Annotated in this window: 14 protein-coding genes; 6 read left to right on the forward strand and 8 right to left on the reverse strand. The window is 48.4% G+C overall.

What is annotated here, in order from left to right; all coding sequences use genetic code 11:
- Positions 1 to 44: 44 nt before the first annotated feature.
- Positions 45 to 1262: a serine hydrolase gene (locus tag D8Y20_RS02550; protein WP_236075202.1), complete on the forward strand. Its 1218-nt coding sequence runs from the start codon at positions 45 to 47 to the stop codon at positions 1260 to 1262.
- On the opposite strand, the gene D8Y20_RS02555 is transcribed toward D8Y20_RS02550, so the two are convergent.
- From D8Y20_RS02555 to D8Y20_RS02590, 8 genes are all read right to left on the reverse strand, one after another.
- The gene (locus D8Y20_RS02555) at positions 1153 to 2187 is read right to left on the reverse strand and encodes a serine hydrolase (RefSeq protein ID WP_121541454.1); all 1035 of its coding nucleotides are present in this window, start codon (positions 2185 to 2187) and stop codon (positions 1153 to 1155) included. The genes D8Y20_RS02550 and D8Y20_RS02555 overlap by 110 nt on opposite strands.
- A 127-nt stretch (positions 2188 to 2314) precedes the next feature.
- Positions 2315 to 3229 carry a serine hydrolase gene (locus tag D8Y20_RS02560; protein ID WP_121541455.1) on the reverse strand — a complete coding sequence of 305 codons (915 nt, stop codon included), beginning with the start codon at positions 3227 to 3229 and terminating at the stop codon, positions 2315 to 2317.
- A gap of 354 nt (positions 3230 to 3583) precedes the next feature.
- Positions 3584 to 5287: a BatD family protein gene (locus D8Y20_RS02565; RefSeq protein ID WP_121541456.1), complete on the reverse strand. Its 1704-nt coding sequence runs from the start codon at positions 5285 to 5287 to the stop codon at positions 3584 to 3586.
- Positions 5281 to 7317 carry a VWA domain-containing protein gene (locus tag D8Y20_RS02570; RefSeq protein ID WP_236075203.1) on the reverse strand — a complete coding sequence of 679 codons (2037 nt, stop codon included), beginning with the start codon at positions 7315 to 7317 and terminating at the stop codon, positions 5281 to 5283. The genes D8Y20_RS02565 and D8Y20_RS02570 overlap by 7 nt, the downstream gene beginning before the upstream one ends.
- Positions 7212 to 8351, reverse strand: coding sequence for a VWA domain-containing protein (locus D8Y20_RS02575; RefSeq protein WP_121541457.1), 1140 nt, complete (start codon positions 8349 to 8351; stop codon positions 7212 to 7214). Before D8Y20_RS02575 ends, D8Y20_RS02570 begins: the two co-directional genes overlap by 106 nt.
- Positions 8348 to 8902, reverse strand: coding sequence for a DUF4381 domain-containing protein (locus D8Y20_RS02580; protein ID WP_161957559.1), 555 nt, complete (start codon positions 8900 to 8902; stop codon positions 8348 to 8350). The genes D8Y20_RS02575 and D8Y20_RS02580 overlap by 4 nt, the downstream gene beginning before the upstream one ends.
- Before the next feature lie 11 nt (positions 8903 to 8913).
- The gene (locus tag D8Y20_RS02585) at positions 8914 to 9795 is read right to left on the reverse strand and encodes a DUF58 domain-containing protein (RefSeq protein WP_236075204.1); all 882 of its coding nucleotides are present in this window, start codon (positions 9793 to 9795) and stop codon (positions 8914 to 8916) included.
- Between the two features lie 87 nt (positions 9796 to 9882).
- Positions 9883 to 10845, reverse strand: a complete 963-nt coding sequence (locus tag D8Y20_RS02590; protein WP_121541460.1) for a MoxR family ATPase — start codon at positions 10843 to 10845, stop codon at positions 9883 to 9885.
- A gap of 371 nt (positions 10846 to 11216) precedes the next feature.
- On the opposite strand from D8Y20_RS02590, the gene D8Y20_RS13565 reads away from it, so the two are divergent.
- From D8Y20_RS13565 to D8Y20_RS02605, 5 genes are all read left to right on the forward strand, one after another.
- A complete protein-coding gene (locus D8Y20_RS13565; protein ID WP_153232650.1) occupies positions 11217 to 11381 on the forward strand; it encodes a hypothetical protein in 165 nt (54 codons plus the stop codon).
- Between the two features lie 110 nt (positions 11382 to 11491).
- Positions 11492 to 11662, forward strand: a complete 171-nt coding sequence (locus D8Y20_RS13570) for a hypothetical protein (RefSeq protein ID WP_153232651.1) — start codon at positions 11492 to 11494, stop codon at positions 11660 to 11662.
- Between the two features lie 268 nt (positions 11663 to 11930).
- Positions 11931 to 13187 (forward strand): diguanylate cyclase, encoded by a 1257-nt coding sequence (locus D8Y20_RS02595; RefSeq protein ID WP_121541461.1) that lies wholly within the window; start codon positions 11931 to 11933, stop codon positions 13185 to 13187.
- Between the two features lie 176 nt (positions 13188 to 13363).
- Positions 13364 to 15616: a methyl-accepting chemotaxis protein gene (locus D8Y20_RS02600; RefSeq protein ID WP_121541462.1), complete on the forward strand. Its 2253-nt coding sequence runs from the start codon at positions 13364 to 13366 to the stop codon at positions 15614 to 15616.
- 95 nt (positions 15617 to 15711) lie between these two features.
- The coding region (locus D8Y20_RS02605) for an ion transporter (RefSeq protein ID WP_147434007.1) at positions 15712 to 18638 on the forward strand (2927 nt) is incomplete at its 3' end.

Below are 18638 nucleotides of genomic sequence, written 5' to 3' on the forward strand. Positions count from 1 at the left end.
TTACGATGTTTATGTGTGTGCTATTGTCAGGGGCATGGCAAGCTATGGCTTATCCGATCGATGGCGCTACAGAAACGGGCATCACGCGCTTGGAAGGTTACAGGCAGGCACAGCTTGGTAGGGTGGCAGGCAACTCACTGCCAGCAGGAGCAAAGCTTAGTAGCGATCAGATAAGATTGCGCATGCAAGAGCATGATCGTGCGCCGCTACCTGCAACGGACCAGATGTTAACGAGGCAACTTATTTATTTACTCGGTGATGAGGCAGACGATTATAGTATAAGCCTGCTCGATTTAAGTAATCCTGATCATCCTGTTTACGCGGCGCACAATGAGAATATACCCCGTAACCCTGCCAGTGTAGGTAAACTGGTTATCATGCTGTCGCTGTTTCAGTCTCTGGCGGAAATTTATCCGGATAATATTCCTGCGCGGGAGCAGGTGTTGCGTGAAAGTATGATCGTGGCCGATGCATTTATTCATAAAGATCATCATGCCGTACCATTCTGGATACCTGAGCAAATGCGTTTGCGAAAGCGTAAGCTGGTTGAGGGTGATGAGGCTAACCTTTGGAGCTATGTGGATTGGATGGTCTCGGCCAGCTCCAATGCGGCCGCCAGCATGGTACTTAAACATGTGATGTTGTTGCGTCATTTTGGTTCTGCGTATCCCGTTGGTCGAGCTGCTGAGAACCGTTATTTTGAGCAGACGAGCAGAAAGCAGCTCAGCAATGCATTGATGGTGACATTGAGAGAACCTGTGCTTCGGAACAGACTGAATCCTGAGCGCTTTCGTCAGGGAGGCTTTTTTTCCCGTGTTGGCAAACAGCGTGTGCCGGGAGGCTCGAGCCTGATGACTACCAGGGAGTTGATGCGTTTTTGTTTGCTCATGGAGCAGGGGCAGCTTGTGGATGCCTGGTCCAGCTTACAAATGAAAAAGTTGATGTACTTAACCCGACATCGTATCCGTTATGCATCATCAGCGGCACTGAAAGGTGCTGCCGTTTATTTTAAGTCGGGCTCATATTATAAATGTGAAGCAGAAGCAGGTTTTACATGTAAAAAATACTCGGGAAACAAACTGAATTTGATGAATTCTGTGGCAATAATCGAAGCTCCGGCAGGGGTTTCACAGCTGCATTATATTGTAACTGTTACATCAAATGTGTTGAGGAAGAATTCCGCTCTGGCTCAGCAAAGACTTGCGACACGCCTGCATCAGTTGATGCAAGGTTTGCATGCGAAGCATGTTTTGCCACAATAATATCATCCATTTCACAAATTAGTTTTTTCAACCATTCACCGCCGTGCGGGTCATTGGCCAAAGCCACTGCGATATAACGGTGTCCATCATGTTCGATAAGGGCACTATCGGCATGCCATTGCCGCCATGTGCCGGATTTACGGTACATGGCAACATCAGGATATTCGGCGTGCAGCCCCTTGACGAATTTATGGCTGATCGCCGATTTAGAGAGGATGTTTTTCATTTCGCTAGAGTATTTTGGTGAAACCAGTTTTCCAGTTTCCAGTAGATAATAATAGCGTGCTACCTGGGTAGCCGTTGCGCCATGAGAGAGATGGTGAAGAGGGTCGCGCTGAAAGGCCTTGCCGCTGCCATACTCTTTGCCGACCCATAGGCCGCCATTATGCATCGGGTCATACAGCTTGTATTTTGCTGAAGATAGTACGGTGTTGATGTATCGATCACCCACCTTATGCAGTAGTTCTGTGGCAGCTTTGTTGGATGAATGTCGAATCATATCTGTCATCATTTTACGCAGGTCTTTATTCAATGGCAGCTTACCTGCGGCGATGCGTTCAAATGCTGCAAGCAGAATAGCAATCTTTGGCAGACTGGCAGCATACATCATTTCATCACCGTTGATTTGCGCCATCCTCGGGATAGATGGATTGGTGACATCAACGAGCGCTACAGCCAAACGTTTATCTTTAATGGCTTTTGACAGATGCAGGGTGGCTATGCGTTTTTCCAGCATGCTTTGCAGTTCTCTATTCGCACTTGCCCGGATTGTTGGACCATAAGTATTGTCCATTGCGGTACTTTTATGATGGTGTCCGGGTTGGTGTTCTGTGGCTGTTGATTTATGCGGAATTAGCATGAAAAAGAGCAGGGCGGTGATTAAACGAAACCAGAGTTTGAGAATCAAGCGTGATTTTCGTATCATACAAACGCACCTCCATCCGAAGAAATTGGATCGTATTATGAAGGTGTCTACGCTATTTGTGTAAAAAAGTCAATATTTTTAAGGGTTTGGTGAGTTTATAAGGCACAGTTCATACTGTGAGCAGGACTCAGTTGATGCTTGCTGAATGGCCTGTTGCTGCCTTGGCAAAGTGTGTCTGCGGATGTTGTGCGAGAATAATTTTATCCATTCCACGGATCAGTTTTTTCATCCACTCACCACCGTTGGGATCATTGGCCAGAGCAACGGCGATATAGGTGTGGCCATTGTGTTCAATCAGGGCGCTATCGGCATGGAAGGTGCGCCAGCTACCTGATTTCCTGAATATTTTTGCATCCGTGTTGCTCAGTCCTTTGACGAACTTGTGATTAATACCAGGCTTGCCAAGTATCGCTTTCATGTTACGGGATGCTTCCGGTGACACGAGTTGGCCGTTTTCAAGCATATAATAGAAACGGGCTACCTGTAGGGCTGTAGCACCGTGAGAAAGTTGATGCAGTGGATCCCGATGAAAGGCGACACCTGTTGCATATTCTTTACCGACCCACAGACCACCATTGTATTTTTTGTCATACAGTCGATATTTTGGAGAACTGAGTACGGTGTTGATATAATCTTTGCCGACCGCCCTGATCATTTTGGTGGCAGCCTGGTTGGAAGAGTGACGGATCATATTGGTCATGGTTTGACGCATTTCATCGTTCAGTTTCAATTTACCTTCAGCAATGCGTTCAAAGGCGGCAAGGAGGATGGCAATTTTGGGCAGGCTTGCAGCATACATCATCTCATCGCCATTCATTTGCGCCATGCTGGGCATATTGGGATTGGTTACATCAACCAGAGCTACTGAAAGGCGTTTGTTACGCACTGCTGAACTCAAGTGCAGATCTTTAATGTTTTTCTCCAACAGGCGTTGTAGTTGAGGGCTACTATGCTGGCGAATAGAGTCTTCGGAGCAGGTGGCATATCCGGGCCATGCGATGATCATGGTACATAGCAGTGATAAAAGTAATTTTGATGCCATTTCCAACTCCTTGTTGCATTTACACCGCGCGACCGTAGCGATTTATTTGTTTATTGCAATTTATATGCCACAACTTCAGTGATCATATTGTCGAACAGGTCGTCTTTTGTGTGGTGAACGCTATAAACGAAAAATAATGCTAAAGTGATGTAGATTACGTTTTCAGACATTAGATATCGGCGCGTATGTGCCAGAATTATGTCAACGCGCACTCTGCCATTGCGTGTGCATAGCATCATCGAGGCCTATGATTATTTCCTCTATTGGCTTGCATATCCTTTCTGATCAAAGTGATCATATCGGGTAAAATGAGTGCTAAGTCATGGCAATAATTGCCTGTTCACGATAGACGCTTTATTCAGGGTATAGCGTAGGTAGAGCACTGTTCTTTGATGTAGATGCATTCGGTGCAGTCATAAAACTGGCCTTTTTAAAGGCAGATTGCAGTGGTGATCCACGCCATGTCTGTTTTTGTGTGCTTTCTTGTTTCCCATAGAGGTGTAGTTCCAGAGCGTTCACTTCTACAAGGAGTTCCGCATCACAATGTTTAGCGAAGGACGCGAGGCTATGAACACGCTCCTTGGGCCACTGTGCTTTGGCAAAGTTAAGCAGTGCCTGCTCACAAGTTTTGGCATGATTCTGTTGGCAGGCATCTGATACTGCCTTCTTCAGTTTACTTCTGTCTATCGTAATATCAGTGCCGGGAGGTGGTTGCTGAGGAGCTGAAGTTGATTTGCGATATAGCCAAACCAGCGTGATCAGCCAGCCAAGTGTTGAGAGCAGTGCTATCCATTTCCATCCTATTCCGGCCAGTTGATCTGGCTTATTATGTTGTTGCTCCACGACTGGCGCCGCATCGGCAGAGCCTGGTGCTTTAGGTGTTACCTTGTTTGGCTGACTCGGATCAACAGGGCCAGGTAGTACTTTGAAGGTGCGGGCTGGAAGGCTGACCGTCTGCACGCTTTGGGTTTTGGAATTCCACCAATCTATATCGATAGGAGGCAAAATAAATGTGCCGGGTCGGGTGGCTAAAATGGCCAGTTTTTCCTGGCGCTGACCGGTTACACCATCCAGGGTGTTCGTATCGGTGAGTACGGGTTTATCGGCATAAGCTTTAAGGTGATCCGGCAGCAGGGTACTTAATTCAGGCAGTTGACTGGAGATTAAGCCTGTAGCGGTGAGCGTTAGTGTGCGCGTGATGGAATCACCCACCTTAAATTCACCTGTTGGCCAATCCTCTGTTAGCTGGACATCGGTGGCAGGCAACCATGTGTTGGATTTCCAGTCTGCAGGCATGGCTTCGACATCCAATTCGAGTGCGTTGGAACGCACGCGAATGGGGCGGGTCGTTTGAAATGCAGAACCATAGGAACGCCCGGATAAAACAGTGCCATCAAGCTGGACTGGGTCGAGCTTGAGCAAGCCATGCTGCATGGGGAAAACGGCATAACGGCGTTCAGTAACCGTCCAAACCTTACCATTACGATTAAGCTGGTAGGACTTATCTTCACCAAGGCGCACAGTCATCGCTCGATCGGATTTGGGTTCACTTAATTGGGCCTGATTTAATGGCACGGACTGGTAAATCAGCAGGGTAAGTACGGCCTGCTGCTGCACATGTACAGATTCAGGGTTGATCTTCATATCAATCCACAATTCACCTTGTGGGGCAGCACCCGTTTGGCGGGGAGCACTTTTACTGACCTGAATCGTTATAGCTGCGGTCTGTTTTTTACCGGCCTGTAAAGCCGGAATGATTAATGTGCCGGCATGGCGTGGGCGCAAGGTGAGGAACCATGTAGTTTTGCTGCTCATGGAGCCGTTGATGAGACTGTAGGAGCTGCTTTTGTTTTGCGAGAGTATTTGAAACGCTTTTTGCAATGGTGTGATATCAGGTTCGCCATTGTCATCACCACTGACTTCAATGGTGAAGTTCACGGTTTCATCGACATTGATGTTGTAACGATCCACTTGCGCTGTCACTGCTGCATAGGCCTGGCCACTCAAGAGCAGTGTTGTGAAGAGTGCTAAAATATATGTCCATCTCATTGTTACCATGCCTGATTACTCCCTGAGAGTGGTTGTGCTCCCTGCTGCTTATATTGATATTTAAACTTACGCCGCAACAATCCACCCGGATCATCAGGAATGCGTCGTAATAGCTGTTGCTGCTCATGTAGTTTTTCCAGTGCCTGCTGATCGGACTCATGGATCTGATTCTGTTGCCGGGCCTGTTGATGCTCTTTTTCAGACTTTTGATCATTAGTTGCTTTTGAAGCCGCCTGTGTTTCTTTATCTTGTTCCGATTTCTCTTCAGCTTTATTTGCAGCTTGAGCTTCCTGTTTTCTCTCTTCTTTTGATGTCTGCTCATCATTTTTAGAGGCAGTGCTATCCTTAGAAGCTTGTTTGTCGGGTGCATCGGAAGCCTGCGATTGATCCTGCGACTGCTCACCTTGCTGTTTGGATGACTGTTCAGAAGGTTGGGATTGATCTTTGGACTGATCATTACCCTGCTGCTGGTTCTGTTTGTCCGATTTTTTCCCCTTATCACCAGACTTGTTTTCTTTGGACTGTTGCTTTTTTAGCAATTTCTCAACCAGATCATGATTAAACCGGGCATCCTGATGTTTGCTGTCCTGTTTTAGCACTTCATCATAAGTATCCAGTGCTGCTTGCAGATCACCTGCTTTGGCCAGGGCATTGGCTCTGTTGTACAGTGCATCTGTACGTTTGAGCGGTTCTAATGCTTCGGCAGACTCCTTGAATTGGCCGGCTCGGTATTGAGCGGCAGCTTTCCACTGCGGGTCTTCAAATTGCTGCGCTGCATCTTTGTGATGCTCTTGCTGCATCAGTGTTTGTGCCTGCTGATCAGGTGTCTGCCATAGGTCTTTCCATTCCATGGCATCGGATGGAGTCGGCATCATCACTGCACTGAGCATGGGTAGTAAAAGCACCATGAACAGAGCACCACGTCTGAATGCCAGAGCACACAAAGGCAGAAGCAGTAGTAATATCCATGGGCCTTCTTCATGCCATTGATCGGTTTGAACCTTGTCGGTTTGCGCGCTCTGATCCGAAGCGGACTCGGACAAGCGCGGTGGAATCAAACCGGGCAAATGGCGTACATCGGCATCATCAAGGCGAATGTGTTGAAATAGTCCATCACCGGCATTGGCCACAGCAGAGAGTGATTTATTATCAACCCGGGCAACCACGATGCTGCCGGTGCTATCCTTCAAGAAACCACCACTGCCGTTCTTTTGAGCGGGTGCGGGAATGGGCGCGCCATCAGCCGTGCCCACAGCCAGCACACTGACCAGATGACCTGCTTTAGAGAGCGCCTGCGCAGCAGGTATGGCATTCTGGTCTATGCCATCGCATAGAATGACCACGGAGCCAGCGTGAATCGCACCACGTTGAAACATGGACAGGGCATGTTTCAGACCCTCAGATGCCATGCTACCCTGGCTTGGCATCATGCTGGTATCGAGTGATGCGAGCAGCGAAAGAATAGCCTGATTGTCGGTTGTTAATGGCACCACATCAAAGGCCGTACCAGCAAATACAATCAAACCTGTTTGCCCTTCGACTCTGGCGGCGAGAATATCCTGCACCTTCTGTTTGGCGCGAATCAGTCGACTGGGTTTCAGATCTTCCGCATCCATGGATCGAGACAGATCCAATACGATGACCATGGCCGACTGAGCCTGGAACAGCGGCTGAGGCAGTTGTTTCCAGACAGGTCCTGCCAATGCTACAATAGCAATGCAGCCGGCCGAGATTAAGGCGGTTAACCAGCGTTTGGATCTGTTTGTCCGTTCAGTGGTTTCGCCAACCAGATAGCTGAGCAGGGCAGGGTCACAGAGGGCTGACCAGCCATTCTTCTGCTGATGGTTTTTCCATAAAAGATAAGAGAGCAGTAACCATGCAGGCAGTAGTATAAACCACCATGGACGCAGGAAATGGAACAGATCAAAGAAGCTTAATGTTTCCACAGTGCGCCTCCGTTTGCAGTCAGATACTTTTTCCAGGGCAGGGTGGATGCCAACAGAAGCATGGCCAGCAATAGCGATGTCGCTAGAGGCCACATAAATAGCGCATGCAAGGGGCGGAACATATTGCGTTCACGTTCAACAGGTTCCAATCTGTCAATAAGCTTATAAATTTCATTTAATTCATGCGTGTCACGGGCACGGAAATAGCGACCGCCAGTTTGCTCGGCAATCTTTGTTAAACCCTCCTCGTCGAGTTCCGCCGATGGATTGATCTGGCGGGTGCCGAAAAATGAGCTGACATTCATCGAATCTGCACCAATACCGATAGTATAAATTTTCAGTCCGGCTTTAACCGCCAGATCGGTACCTTGTTGGGGGGAAATATCACCGGCTGTGTTGACACCATCGGTGAGCAAAATCAGTACACGCTCAAGTTGGGCGCTTTGTTTGTCGGTTTGCTTAGAAAGCGATAGTTCGGATGCAGTGGGTTCGGTGTGAGCTGCATCAGAGCGAGTAAGTTCATGGGCCGTTGACGGTTTGATCGCGGGCATGGCACTTTGTTGCAAACGTTTAACTGTTAAGCCAATCGTATCACCAATGGCTGTCGATTTGCCTGCTAAACCAATGGCCGATTCGTCCAATAATATGCGTACGGTGTGGCGGTCAAAGGTTAATGGTGTCTGCACATAAGCCTTGCTACCGAACAGGATCAGGCCGATACGGTCACCTTCGCGGCGCTGGATAAATGCATCGGCAACTGCTTTGGTGGCAGTTAAACGATCAACCTGCTGGCCTTGCAGGGTGAAATCTTTCATCTGCATGGAGCCTGAAATATCCACGGCCAGAACCAGATCACGACCACTGACAGGTAGCTCAACCGCATCTCCATGCCATTCGGGTCTGGCTGCAGCGAGTAGCAGCAGCAGCCAGATGAGCGATAACAAAAACAGACGCAGCTTGCCTGTGCCTGCTCGAGATGAAGGCATACCTGCTTCCCCCCAGTCGTTGGTAAAAGGGATGTGCGCAACAGCTTCCGGTTGTTGAATGGGGGTGGAAAAACGCCAGACAAACCACGGCAGTGGCAATAAGAGTAGTAGCCATGGGTAGAGCCAGGAGAGCGCGCTCATGCTTGCTGCTCCAGCCAGTCCCTGCACAGTGTGAGCAGTTCAATCAATGTATCATTCTGAGAAAAACCGTTTTGATAGGGCGCATCAATCAAGATACGGCCAACTCCTTGCATGAAATCATGGCGATCCCAGCGCTCATCGAGCCAGCTTAGCCATGCATCACCGGTCAGGCCTGCAACACTGTTTGGATTGTTGTCGATCTGTGTGAGCTGTACCGCACAGCGGCGTAATAACTGAGATATGTCAGCCACGATCTGGCGAGCTTGTCCATCAGATAGCGCTTCAGTTTCTGCATGGACTTTCTCGATGTTGGTGAGTTCAAGCAGGGCTGCCTGCATGACCTGTTGCGTGGAGAAAATTATCGGCTTGTTTTTTTGAATATCGCGCCAGCGCAGATAATAAAACAGTGCGGCAATGATGATCAAAATCAAAGCAAACAGCATCCACCAGCCTGGGGCCAACGGCCACCAGCTGATTGCATCCGGCAGATGAATATCCCGCAATTGGGCCAACGGATCAGTATCTGCTCCGCTGTTCATTTGACCGTTCATTGGGAGTTTGTTCATCGCCCCAGACTCGCTTGCAAGACACTGAAGGGATCATCATGCGTTGCGCACTCCAGCAGTACAAAGCCGGGTAGGCGAGACAGATCTTTCAAGTAAGCGCGACGCGTTGAAAAATGCACCTGATGTTGTTGGCGCTGTTTTGCACTGTTGGTATCGATACTGCGCTGTTGTATGCCATCACTGGCCTGCAGTTCTCCTACCGCTGGCATATCCGCTTCAAATGCATCATATACCAGTATAAAGACTACGGTATGATGTTGTAGCAGGCGTTTTAACAGAGAAGCAGCCTTATCATTCATGCCGCGACCATCACTGACGATGATGATCATGCTGCCGGTACGTGCGGCATGAAAAGCACGTTGTAGCAGCATCAGTAAGGATTCTGATTCATCAGCGGCTTGAGGGCGTTGTTTCCAGTTGGGATGATTGATCACATTGCCCAGTAGTCGTAATACACCACGACGGCCTCGCACTGGACGCGCAAGTTGTGTTTCTGTTGAGCGTTCACCGCCAAAAACAAGGCTACCAATGCGATCACCCTGCTGCATGACACTCCAGGCCAACAGGCTGGCGCACTCAGCTGCAATGACCGATTTGAGCGCGCCACGGGTAGCAAAAAACATGGCCGGGCGCATATCGACCAACATCAAAGCCGGCCGTTCACGCTCTTCACGAAACAGTTTGGTATGGGGTTTGCCAGTGCGAGCAGTAACACGCCAGTCCATGCTGCGGATATCATCACCGGGTTGATAAGGACGCACTTCGTCAAACTCAATACCGCGCCCCTGAAATCGTGACAGATGCCCTCCTGCCATCAATGCACGCGGATACCCTGCCTTTAAGTGCAAGGCGGCAGCGGGTTGTTGCAGTTGAATCAAATAAGCCAGGTCAGGCTTGATGGGGTCAGGGCGTTGCAGTCTATTCTCCTGGAGTGCGTTGATGAAAGCAGTGCAATGGTTTGTCAGTTATGGCACGGCAACCCGTTTGAGTAGTTCGCTAATGACATCATCAGAGCTAATGCCAGCGGCCTCTGCTTCAAAACTCAGCAATACACGGTGGCGCAATACATCTGGCGCAATGGCCTGAATATCTTCCGGGCTGACAAAATCGCGCCCCGCCAACCAGGCGTGGGCACGGGCACAGCGATCAAGGGCAATCGTGGCGCGAGGGCTGGCTGCAAATTGAATCCAGCGCGCTAGATCATCGTTATATTGTTCGGGATGACGTGTCGCCATGACCAGATGGACAATATAATCTTCCAGTTCATCGGCCATATAAAGTTGCATCGCCTCTTTGCGGGCGGCAAACAGATCAGCCTGTGAAATTTTTGTGTGAGATGATTGCCCGGCTTTTGAATCTTGCAGCATTTCATCACGTGTCAGACGCAGAATGGCTTTTTCTGTTACCGCGTCTGGGTAGCCGATGCGCACATGCATAAGGAAGCGGTCGAGTTGCGCTTCCGGTAAGGGGTAGGTGCCTTCCTGTTCAATCGGGTTCTGGGTTGCCATGACCAGAAACAGTTCGGGTAGCTGATGGGTGACATTGCCGACGGTAATCTGGCGTTCAGCCATCGCTTCTAACAGAGCCGATTGCACCTTGGCCGGGGAGCGGTTGATTTCATCGGCAAGGATAAGATTGTGAAACAGCGGGCCGGATTGAAACTTGAATGAAGCATCCTGTGGTCGGTAGATCTCTGTGCCTGTTAAATCTGAAGGTAACAGGTCGGGGGTGAACTGCACACGATGAAAATCGCCTTCTAAACCATCGGCGAGCACTTTAATGGCACGTGTTTTGGCCAGTCCGGGTGCTCCTTCTACCAGTAAATGACCATCTGCCAGCAAAGCAATAAGCATGCGATTAATCAATTCATCCTGGCCGAGGATTTGCTGTTGAACGCGTTCAATTAATTGATAAACAGGGCTTTTCATGTGTTTCTCCGATGCATTTTTATCATCATTCCGTGACTATGATGACGCTCAATAACGCGTCACTGTAATCAACATTTTAGAGAGGTAAACATTTTATAAACATGCGAGATGATAAAAAGTTTTAAGAAAAAAAACAGGCCCGGGCTGAGGGACCGGGCCTGATGAGTGATGAAGACTTGAGGAGAACAACATCACGATAGGGAGGTATATCATTAGACGATTTTAAGGGGGACTCGTCTACACAGGTGAAACACTATCATCTGATTGGCAAGAACCAATGTGGCATATTGTCGCAGCTCAACAGGTGACATCATAATGACATAATCGCCTTGTAGAATTGTCTTCAGACGTAAAGGGGAGAGGGTATAATCATGATCGTTGAGGCAATGAGTCCTGAGTGTGAAATCGCGTTTATGGAGTGGGTGCGTGAACGCAATCCGCATTTTCCACTACCGGAATTAGCATTTCTTATGGGAGTGTCTTCACCGTTGGATGATGCGTTAGAGACTCTGGATAATACAGATTACCTGACTTGACCCCATGTCACGATCCTATGTCACATGGCTGTCTTTCGACTGACATCATGCTGACTTATATCTGCGTAGCTTTTGCATAGAAAGAATAAACTCAAGGAGGTCATAGCATGATGACTGAAGCAACAAAGCCATCCTTTTCACGGTTGGAATATATGAATTTGGTAGGAAACCCTATGAATATGGCAAACTCAGAGCTGGAATATTTGATCGATTCCCCTGCTTTTAGCCCTTATAGTGATGCGCATTGCGTAGATAATGATGATTGGAAAGATTTTGATTAATCATGATTCATGATATGCGTGTAAGAAGGAGCTGAGGCTCCTTTTTTTGTGCCCGTAAACAAGCGTGTGCATGCATAATATGTCAATTTTCTAACGCTCTGGCGGGGGGGGTAACTGACTTGGCTAGCGCATTCGTAGGTAGAGTCTTATCTGCAATCGTTCTGGTGATATATCTCCTTTGATGTGGCTTCTTGTTTGTACGCTATTTTAAACAATGGCCTGATTAATGCTTGGAGTTTAAAATTAAATCTAGTGAGGGTGCTATCCTATGCAGGAGAGAATATTGCTGGTCGATGATTCACTGTTTATCTGTAAAACAGTACTCAAACACTTGGATGTGCACGTTGATCTGCCTGTAGATATAGCCCACAATCTGGAAGACGCGATGCGATTGGTTGAACGTGACGGCCAACATTATTTCGTGGCTTTGCTCGATTTGAACCTTCCCGATGCTCAGGATGGTGAAATTGTCGATTATATCTCCATGCACAATATTCCCTTTGTGGTGTTTTCAGGCAGTGAGTCGGAAAGCATGAAGTCCATGTGTGAAAAGCATGCGCTGATGATTGATTATGTGAATAAAGACAGTGTCTATTCTATTAATTATCTAGGTACTCTGATCAACAGGCTGCAGAAAAACCGCAATATCGAGGCCTTGGTTGTGGACGACTCATCCATGTGTAGGAAGCGGGTGGTGAATAAACTCAACCGTGCCATGCTCAAAACCCATGAGGCGGCTACGGCCGAAGATGCGTTGATAATACTTAGTGAGCAGGAAGGCATTAAACTGGTCATGATAGACTATAACCTTCCGAGCATGAATGGTTTTGAGCTGTGCAAGAGGCTCAGGGATATGCCAAACCATAAAGATCTGATCATTATCGGATTTTCGGGTGTTGGTGATGACAGGCTGGCTTCGCGATATCTTAAGAGTGGGGCCAATGATTATATTCCCAAGAGTTGCTCACAAGAGGAGTTGTTGTGCCGCGTGATGCAGAACTTGAATATGCAGGACTTTATCTGCTCCTACAGAGATGCTTCAAATCAGGACTTTCTCACTGGCCTGCATAATCGGCGTTTTCTATTCGCTTCGCTCCCCAGGATTCAGGCTAATGCCAAACGCTATAAACAGGCTTATGCCGTGGCGATTATGGATATAGACCATTTCAAACAGATCAATGACAGCCTGGGCCATGAGGCGGGAGATCGCGTACTCAAGTCTCTGGCTTCCGAGTTGAAAGATCGTCTGCGTGAATCGGATATGCTTGCCCGAATCGGAGGCGAGGAGTTCTGCATCGTGGCGGAGAACTGTGATCGTGATAAAGCGGCTCTGCTATTCGAAGGTCTACGTAGTAGAATTGAAGACACTGTCATGTTTTCACACGGTGACGATCCTGTTCGTGTTACCGTGAGTATAGGTGTTTGCTGCGATTCAGATTTGGCATTTGATGAGATGATGCTACTGGCAGACAACAATCTCTATAAGGCCAAAGAAGCTGGTCGAAACCGGATAAAAATCACCTGAAATATAAACAATAACTTGCGAAGAATACGCCGTTTCTTTTAACGGCTGCTTTGCTGTGCGCTGCCAAGCCGGAAGTGGCATCTGTTTTGCTCCTATCTGTCGATAAGTGATGGTCGTCGTTTCCTGCGGGAGAGTTCAGACCGGATTAATATGTGGATGACTTAGGGAGTTCAGGCATGACAGATTCAGTGAAAGCAGCATGGCATGATCGTTTTACCGTTGTACATAGAATGATGGCTATAGGAATATTGACAGTGACGGCTGTCATGCTCGTTGGTTTGATGCATGAAAAAACGATTGATGATCTGAATGGGATAGACGAACAGGTTGTGAAGTTGTCTGATCAGATGGAAATATTGGATGGGCTGACAGGGCAAACCAAGTGGCAGGATGCGCTGGCGCTCAGACTGGTAGAAGGTCAATCTTCGTTAGGTTCGGCCTATGAAAGTACCTGGAATGAAAACGAACAGTCTCTGAAAACACTGCAGGCCGGATTGCCGAGCAAGGCGCTACGTGAACTAGCAGCCAAGCAGACTGAAAGCATGATGCCGTTTGATAGAGAAATCCGTGACTTTGCAGATGCAAAAGAGAAGATGGGGTTGACCGAAAAAGAGGGCTTGCGTGGAGAGTTGCGTTCAGCAGTACATGCTATTGAGGGGCGACTGAAGCAGGTCGGCAACGATAGAGTAATGGTCTCCATGTTGATGCTGCGTCGGCATGAAAAGGATTTCATGCTCAGAGGTACTGAAAAATATCTGCAAAAACATGCCAAAGAAGCGGCTCACTTTGTCACGCTGTTAAACCAGTCTGGCATGACAGACGCCAACCGCTCCACCATCAAAGCTGAGCTGGAGCAATATACGCAGGCTCTGGCTAACTATGCCGCACAGAAACAAAACATGAGCAATAAACGCAAAAGTTTTGGCAAGATATTCAATGAACAGCTGCTGCCTGGTATGAATGCCATGGATGCGGCTTTAGGAAAAGAGATGGCTGATGTTCGAGCCGAGTTGGATGCGATCCATGCTTCTCAAGGGGTGACTTTTTGGAGCATTAGCCTTGTTTGCTTACTATTAATCATGTTACTACTGTGGATGATTGCTCGATCCGTAGTGACGCCACTGAGGGAGATTTCGTCAGCACTGGATGCGCTGGACGATGGTGATACATCACACACGCTTAATATTCAGATTCAGGGTGTGATCGGGCAACTGGTCGAGTCCTATGATAAATTGACACTTACTGTCAAAGAAGCGTTCCAGCTTAAGGCGATTGTCGAGGTGTCGCCACAAGCAACGATGCTGGCCAATCAGAGTGATCTGGTTGTGAACTATATGAATCCGGCGGCATTGAACCTGTTTCGCACGCTTGAAGAAGATTTACCATGCAAGGCTGATGAAATTGTTGGCCAGTGCATTGATATTTTCCATCGCAAACCATCTCATCAGCGTCATCTGTTATCCAGTGCTGCCAATTTTCCGCATCACGCCAGCTTTATGGTGGGGGATAGAAATATCGAATTCGATGCGTATGCCATTTATGACAATGACGGTACGTGGCAATCGGTGATGGTGTCATGGAATGATGTGACGGAACGTTCAGCATTGGCCAATGATTTTGAAACCAATGTTGGTGGCGTAGTATCAGAAATTCAGAGCTATGGGGACGAGATGCAGCAGGCTGCCGAGCAGCTTTCGGCAATGGCAGTGCAATCTTCGGCTCAGGCGGAATCTGTATCGGGTAGTTCGCAACAGGCCAGTGATAATGTGATGACGGTGGCTTCGGCATCGGAAGAGTTATCTGCTTCAATTGGTGAAATTACCCGTCAGGTACATGAGGCGGCACAAATATCTGCTGCTGCGGTTGAGGAAGCCAGTAGTGCTAACACAACGGTTTCGGAACTGTCGGAGGTCTCAGAGCAGATTGGAGAGGTTGTGCGTGTGATCTCTGAAATTGCTGAACAGACTAATTTGTTGGCGCTTAATGCAAGTATTGAAGCCGCGCGTGCGGGCGATGCAGGCCGGGGATTTGCCGTGGTTGCGAGTGAGGTCAAGGAGCTGGCCAATCAGACTGCCCGGGCAACGGAACAGATCGCCGGACAGATCGGGGCTATTCAACGCCAGAGTGGAGGTGCTGCAGAAGCGATCTCTCACATTGGATCGGTGATTCAGCGCATGAATGACATCAATAAATCCATCGCAGAGGCGACCGAACAGCAGAATGAAGCAACCCGTGAAATTGCACAGAGTGTTCATTACGCATCTGAAGCGACACATCAGGCCAGCGATGATATTGCCGGCGTCAGTACAGCTTCAGAAGAGACTGGCAAGGCTGCTGCCGGCGTGCTGGATGTCGCCAATGCGCTTACCCAGAAAGGTGCTGAACTATCCAGTCGGGTGAGCGATTTTTTGGGCGCATTGCGTCGGTAGAGCGGCGCGGGACTGAATCGGGTTCAGATGATGAACATCTGCGATCACTGCCGCTCAAGGCGGCGTCCGATACGTTTCATCTTGCAGGTGTTGTTGTGAAGCCAGAACAGGCATCAGTTGTTGATGTGTCGGCGAACGAATCAGAACCTGCATTGCGTGAGGTTGGAACCGAACAGCGTACTACTGCCTCTGCAGGTCGCTCCAGAAGAGAATGGATGTATCTTGCCGAGCGGGTGTTCTCGCACCCGCGATATGCTCTGCTTATTCTCGCGGCCCTTCTGCTTTGTGCCTTTGAGCGATACTGGTTTGTGATTGCCCCGTTAACGCTGTTCTTTACCATTGAGTTGCTGTTGCGCATCTGGTTACAGAAAGAGAAGGGGTGGAGAGACCGGCATGAACTTGTCTTTCTTCTGTTTGATGCCATGGCAACCATTGGTCTGTATCTGATTCTATTTATGCCTGCTGGACTGTTTGCAAACTCCATGTATTTGCGTTTAACCAGAGTATTGCGTGGCATGTATATGCTCAAAATGCTGCGTGTATTCCGTTTTCTGACATACGAAACCTTTGTTTACTCTCTACCGATGGCGATGATGCCAATCGCTTTAAGTGCAGCGGCTTTGGGGATGCCGGATGTGGCGCTATTTATTGCGGTTGCCTTGTTGATTGAAGTGGTTTCCAGAGTCATTGCCATTGTTAAAGTGCTGCCGAAAGGGGGGCGTAGAACTGCAGAGTTCTGCTTTGCCGGATTTGATTTAGTGGTGACGATGGCCTTGTTTCATGTGGCAGAAGCTGTTCCTCAGTGGCTGGTTTTACTGCGTGTTGTGCGTGTGTTAGTGATGCTGAACCCACTGGCAAGTCTGATGTTAGCCTTTAAACAAGTGTCGCAGATGCACGAGGTGCGAAAGGAATCTGGAATGCTTATTGGAGTGATGCTTTTGCTGTTGCTTTGCTCCGGTCTGTTGGTCTATTTTGTCTATCCCCATATGGATCTTAGCAGAGATGGCGCTGTAAATAATCACGATTACAGTGTTATACAGGTCATCCTGTTCTCGTTTACCTGGCTAATCGACCCCGGTACGACACCATCTGAGGCTACTAGTCCGGGATTGATGTTATTAACGATGATCATTGCGATGACCGGCGTATTCTTCTTTGCTTTGCTGGTTGGCCTTGGTACCAATGTGATGGCAGCACTGTTGCGCGAGCTAACCAATAGCCCGCTTTCTGTGCGTGTTCAGTTGTTGATCTCGGGTGAAAATGATAAAGCCGAATCTATTTTGAAAGTGTTTGGTGAGATGTGTGGGCGGATGCGTCGCTCCTATTTTTCGGCCTGGATATTTTTTGATCAGAAGGATCGGCTGGTTTCAGGTTTTGGCAGTTGGTTAAATGTCCGGCAAGCGCGTGAGGGTAGCAGAGGAGTGCTAAAGCATTTCAAACTGGACGGTATTCGGGAAATGATTTTCTTCCACCGTAAATTCCCCCAGCCTGAATCCTTGGTAGATCACCATGCACTTGTCAAAGAGGCAGGGCTGAACAATATGGATGTAGGTGTATCTCTGTTTAGTCAGTCGGGCATGTCAGAGCAATTGCATAGCATGTATCAGCACACGTTGGGTGCAGAACTGTTTAATTCGGCGTCGGTGACGGCACGCATGCTTTACCAGATGCATCATTGCTCATTCATGCCCGAGCTGGGTATAGAGATGCTTGATGCCGTGGATGGGGAAACGGGCTTGTTTACTGTGGCCTGGCAGGCTGAAGTCGAGCCAGGGGAAAATGGTGCAACCATTCTGTCAGGCACATCCAGTGCTATGCTGGTGGATTGGGCTACCGATCTGTTTAACAGTGGCGTGAATGTGTTGGCCTTGAGAAATGCAGATGGTGAGTTTCTGTTGCTCAGTGATTTGGTGAATGCCAGAAAAGTCCATGAGGTGACGGATGTAGTAGGGCTAGGGCGTGAGCCTGCATTATGGCCTGGATTGATGGAGCAGCTGCTGAAGCAGACTGCACCGGATATGCGCCCATCTGTATTGAAAACATATCAATGGCCTGATAGCTGGGATCTGAACCTGTTGTTCATGGGCTGGCATGAAGGCCTGCCATCCATGATAGTCGAAATGGCTGAAAAACATCATAAATTGACAGTGAATGTATTGAATCCGTCAGATTTACTTGATCTGGAACACCACCAAAACAGATTGAATGTGGCGTGTAAGGAAGTCTCTTCAAGAGGTGATTGTGAGCTTAAAGTGGAAATGCATGCATGGGATGGTCTGGACGTTGCGCAGGTGACACCGCTGTTGCGCGGCTGCAAGGTTATTATGCTATACCCGACAGAGATGCAGGTTGATGCTGAAGATTCACTGCTGGAGATGTGGTATCACGCGCTTGCCGGGCTTTTATCCAGGCGAAAAGAGGAAGTGAAATGGTGGACTCCACCGAAGATCATGATTCTGCCTCGCAACAGAAGTAACAGTGATACATTCATTCGTTCCAGTGAGCAGTACCCCTTGCTCAAAATTGATGTCGGTTCGCCGGATGCGTTTCATGATGTGTATATGGCTAGAAAAATACTCTCTTTTGCCAAACGTCAGGCTGATCCACATGGCTATGAACAGGAAAATAAGACATTTGAATTTATGAATATGTTGCTTGGCGATGTTGTATTGGTTGAGGATGTTTCTACTACGCGATTACTCGATCAGTCAGATGCGACCTGGCAAGAGGTATATCGGGAAGGTTTAAGACGTGGCTGGGTACCACTGGCCTATGGCTTGGAAGTTTCTCAGCAACATCAGCGCGATTTCTATCGACTGGTTGATCGCCTGTTTCCAATTGAGCGATCAGTAGATGGCGCTCAGTTACATATGCTGGCAGGTGCTTTGATTGATGAATTTGAAATGCCATCCTCTTCGGCGATGATTCTCTTTTGTCGTAGAGGTGTGCTGCGCAGCAATGATGAGGAGCAGTGCGAAACAGAGTCCGACATAGTCAGTGAAGTGCCGACAGAAACTGAATC

The organism is Mariprofundus sp. EBB-1 (assembly GCF_003665155.1).
GTDB lineage: Bacteria > Pseudomonadota > Zetaproteobacteria > Mariprofundales > Mariprofundaceae > Mariprofundus.

Excerpts from the sequence above, each read along its gene's own strand:
- D8Y20_RS02555 (WP_121541454.1), bottom strand. The coding sequence starts at position 2,187 with ATGATACGAAAATCACGCTTGATTCTCAAACTCTGGTTTCGTTTAATC.
- D8Y20_RS13570 (WP_153232651.1), top strand. The coding sequence starts at position 11,492 with ATGACTGAAGCAACAAAGCCATCCTTTTCACGGTTGGAATATATGAAT.
- D8Y20_RS02600 (WP_121541462.1), top strand. The coding sequence starts at position 13,364 with ATGACAGATTCAGTGAAAGCAGCATGGCATGATCGTTTTACCGTTGTA.
- D8Y20_RS02590 (WP_121541460.1), bottom strand. The coding sequence starts at position 10,845 with ATGAAAAGCCCTGTTTATCAATTAATTGAACGCGTTCAACAGCAAATC.
- D8Y20_RS02575 (WP_121541457.1), bottom strand. The coding sequence starts at position 8,351 with ATGAGCGCGCTCTCCTGGCTCTACCCATGGCTACTACTCTTATTGCCA.
- D8Y20_RS13565 (WP_153232650.1), top strand. The coding sequence starts at position 11,217 with ATGATCGTTGAGGCAATGAGTCCTGAGTGTGAAATCGCGTTTATGGAG.
- D8Y20_RS02565 (WP_121541456.1), bottom strand. The coding sequence starts at position 5,287 with ATGGTAACAATGAGATGGACATATATTTTAGCACTCTTCACAACACTG.
- D8Y20_RS02550 (WP_236075202.1), top strand. The coding sequence starts at position 45 with ATGGCTTATCCGATCGATGGCGCTACAGAAACGGGCATCACGCGCTTG.
- D8Y20_RS02560 (WP_121541455.1), bottom strand. The coding sequence starts at position 3,229 with ATGGCATCAAAATTACTTTTATCACTGCTATGTACCATGATCATCGCA.
- D8Y20_RS02580 (WP_161957559.1), bottom strand. The coding sequence starts at position 8,902 with ATGAACGGTCAAATGAACAGCGGAGCAGATACTGATCCGTTGGCCCAA.
- D8Y20_RS02595 (WP_121541461.1), top strand. The coding sequence starts at position 11,931 with ATGCAGGAGAGAATATTGCTGGTCGATGATTCACTGTTTATCTGTAAA.